3 protein-coding genes and 1 pseudogene are annotated in these 3,043 nt (G+C 62.1%); 2 read left to right on the top strand and 2 right to left on the bottom strand.

What is annotated here, in order from left to right; genetic code table 11:
• Nucleotides 1-274, top strand: a pseudogene (locus tag EN969_RS24190) (polysaccharide deacetylase); the annotation flags it as partial.
• A 35-nt stretch (nt 275-309) separates the two neighbouring features.
• Here EN969_RS24190 and EN969_RS24185 read toward each other — a convergent pair.
• Both EN969_RS24185 and EN969_RS24180 read right to left on the bottom strand, forming a co-directional pair.
• Nucleotides 310-699, bottom strand: coding sequence for a DUF427 domain-containing protein (locus EN969_RS24185; RefSeq protein ID WP_013532741.1), 390 nt, complete (start codon nt 697-699; stop codon nt 310-312).
• 147 nt (nt 700-846) lie between these two features.
• The gene (locus EN969_RS24180; RefSeq protein ID WP_013532740.1) at nt 847-1,203 is read right to left on the bottom strand and encodes a hypothetical protein; all 357 of its coding nucleotides are present in this window, start codon (nt 1,201-1,203) and stop codon (nt 847-849) included.
• A 182-nt stretch (nt 1,204-1,385) separates the two neighbouring features.
• On the opposite strand from EN969_RS24180, the gene EN969_RS24175 reads away from it, so the two are divergent.
• Nucleotides 1,386-3,014, top strand: a complete 1,629-nt coding sequence (locus EN969_RS24175) for a fatty-acid--CoA ligase (protein ID WP_063167687.1) — start codon at nt 1,386-1,388, stop codon at nt 3,012-3,014.
• Nucleotides 3,015-3,043: the final 29 nt, after the last annotated feature.

Genomic DNA, 3,043 nt, shown 5'->3' with positions numbered 1-3,043 from the left:
CCCGTCGGCAATCGCCATGATCCGCAAGCTTGGCTTCAAGGTCGCGGGATTCTCGATAAACGGCGACGGCGGCTCCTTGCTCGGCGCCAAGGAAACCGCGCGGCGCATCGCGGCGGCCAAGGACGGCGACGTCATTATCTCGCATATCAACCAGCCGACCCATGCGGCAGGCGAAGGCGTGGTGCAGGGGCTGCTGGCGCTCAAGGCCAAGGGCTTGACCTTTGTGCGGCTCGACGATGCCGAGGGCATCGGCAATAACGGCACCACGGAGTGAGTGGCCAGCCGAGCGTATCCCGCTTCGGCGTTGGCTCAGTCCGGTTTGGCTTCGATCGTGACCTTGCTGGCGTAGAATGCGCCGTGGTTGCCGATTTCAGCCATCTCGTCGAAAGGCCGTTCATAGGCCCACATGGCGTTCTGGCCGGTCTCGCCGGCAGGCAGCACGCTCCAATAGCTTGCATCGCCCTTGTAGGGGCAATGGGTCGAGTGGTCGGTGCGGCCAAGCTTGCCGAAATCGATGTCGGCGAACGGAATGTAGAAGGCCGCCGGATAGGGAGCTTCGGTCAGCACCTTGGCCTTCGCTGTTGAAGCGATGACCACGTCTCCGGCGCGCACGGTAACGGTGCCGGCATAGGGCTCGATGGTGATGATTTTGTCCGGGTTGCGTTGGAAACCGGGTGCGGGGTTGGCGATCTGATCCATGCGGCGGCTCTCCTTGCGTCGACTTTGAGATGTGTCGCGCAAACGCATTGTTCAAGGCCTGCCGTCGCCATGCAACACGCAAACACCTGCCCAGGCCGGCACTGCCGGATCGCGCCTCCGAATATCCTCGATACTTGTCGTCAGCTGTCAGGCAGCGGCCTTGAACACGTCCATGAGACCCGCATAGGCGGCAGCAATACCGGCGACCGGGTTGCTGCTTCTCGATACGGTCTCGACCTTCAGGGAACCACCGCCGGTCGGCAAGGTGAGCAGCAGGAACTGGCGGTTTCCGCCATCGCCGACTGACGCGGCTGCGACGTGCTGGTCCTCGCCCTGGTTCTGGACGCACATCTTGAACAGCAACGTGCCGCCGACCGCTTCCAGCGCGCCGCCGACAACTTCAACAAATTCATCTTCGGAAACAGTCTTTGTGTCCGGCACCAGATCGGCCAGACTTTCGGCAAGCGTACTCTCGAGAGCCTTGTCGTCGAGCTGCGCGTCCATGCGAACCTCTTTCAGTCGCCAATCGCACCCCTTTGCCCGTTAACGAAGCTTAACGCCGACGATGGCCGGATTGTGGCGGTTGTTCCCAATGCAGTGCTCGGCCGTATTGGCGGCTGGACAATCCGTCGGTTCGCTCCACAATGGGACAAAAAGCACAACGCAAAAGCGTGAGGGAGGACCGAATGCTGGGACTGATGCAGGAATGGCCGCTGCTTTGCCATAAGCTCATCGACAATGCCGAGCGGCAGCATGGCATGCGCGAGATCGTGTCACGCTCGATCGAAGGGCCGATCGTGCGCACCACCTACGCCGACATCCATCGTCGCGCCCTGAAGGTCGCCCAGCGGCTGGAGCGCGACGGCTATGGGTTGGGCGACCGCATCGCGACGCTGGCCTGGAACACCGCCCGCCACATCGAGGCCTGGTACGGCATCATGGGCATCGGCGCCATCTACCACACGCTCAATCCGCGGCTGTTTCCCGAGCAGATCGTCTGGATCATGAACCATGCCGAGGACAAGGCAGTCTTCGTCGACCTGACTTTCGTGCCGCTGCTCGAGAAGATCGCCGGCGCCGTCAAGTCGCTGAAACAGGTGATCGTGCTGACCGACAAGGCACACATGCCGCAGACGACGTTGCCCAATGTGGTCGCCTATGAAGAGTGGCTTGACGAGGCGGATGGCGACTTCGCCTGGAAGACCTTCGACGAAAGCACCGCCGCAGGCATGTGTTACACCTCCGGGACCACGGGCGATCCCAAGGGCGTCGTCTACAGCCACCGTTCGAACGTGCTGCACGCCATGATCGCCGCCATGCCCGACGCCATGGGGTTGTCGTCGCGCGACACGATCCTGCCTGTCGTGCCGATGTTTCACGCCAATGCCTGGGGCCTTGGCCAGAGCGGGCCGATGATCGGCGCCAAGCTGGTCATGCCCGGCTGCAAGATGGACGGCGCCTCGATCTATGAACTGCTCGATACCGAGAAGGTGACCTTCAGTGCGGCCGTGCCGACCGTCTGGATGATGCTGCTGCAGCATCTGGAGGAGACCGGCAAGAAGCTTCCCTATCTCAATAAGGTCGTCATCGGCGGCTCGTCCTGCCCGCGCGCGATCATGACGAAGTTTCAGCAGAACTACGATGTCCAGGTCATCCATGCCTGGGGCATGACCGAAATGTCGCCGCTCGGCACGCTGTGCACCCTGAAGCCGGACTATGCTGGTCTTGAGGGCGAAGCCCGGCTCGATGTCCAGCAGAAACAGGGCTATCCGCCGTTCGGCGTCGAAATGAAGGTGACCGACGACGACAACAATGCGCAACCCTGGGACGGCAAGACATTTGGCCGCCTGAAAGTGCGTGGGCCGGCCGTTGCCCGTGCCTATTATGGCGGCGCCGGCGTGGAGCAGTTCGACGGGGACGGCTGGTTCGATACCGGCGACGTCGCCCACATCGACGCGGGCGGCTATATGCAGATCACCGATCGTGCCAAGGACGTCATCAAGTCCGGCGGCGAATGGATTTCGACCATCGACCTCGAGAACCTGGCTGTCGGTCACCCCGATGTCGCCGAGGCGGCAGCCATCGGCGTCCACCATTCGAAATGGGGCGAACGGCCGCTGCTGGTCGTCGTCCGCAAACCGGGCAAGGAACCGAGCAAGGCTGATATTCTCGACTTCATGGACGGCAAGGTGGCCAAATGGTGGATGCCGGACGATGTCGCCTTCGTCGGTGAAATTCCGCACACCGCCACCGGCAAGATCCAGAAGATCACCTTGCGCCAGCAGTTCAAGGATTATCGCCTGCCGACGGATTGACGCGATGTCGCATGTTTCGGCTTCATGGC

It is taken from the genome of Mesorhizobium sp. M7A.F.Ca.CA.003.01.2.1, assembly GCF_003998945.1.
Classification (GTDB): Bacteria; Pseudomonadota; Alphaproteobacteria; order Rhizobiales; family Rhizobiaceae; genus Mesorhizobium; species Mesorhizobium ciceri.
This window is presented reverse-complemented; position numbering and strand designations above follow the sequence as displayed.

Coding starts and splice junctions, on each gene's coding strand:
- EN969_RS24185 (WP_013532741.1), bottom strand. CDS start 699: ATGGATCAGATCGCCAACCCCGCACCCGGTTTCCAACGCAACCCGGAC.
- EN969_RS24180 (WP_013532740.1), bottom strand. CDS start 1,203: ATGGACGCGCAGCTCGACGACAAGGCTCTCGAGAGTACGCTTGCCGAA.
- EN969_RS24175 (WP_063167687.1), top strand. CDS start 1,386: ATGCTGGGACTGATGCAGGAATGGCCGCTGCTTTGCCATAAGCTCATC.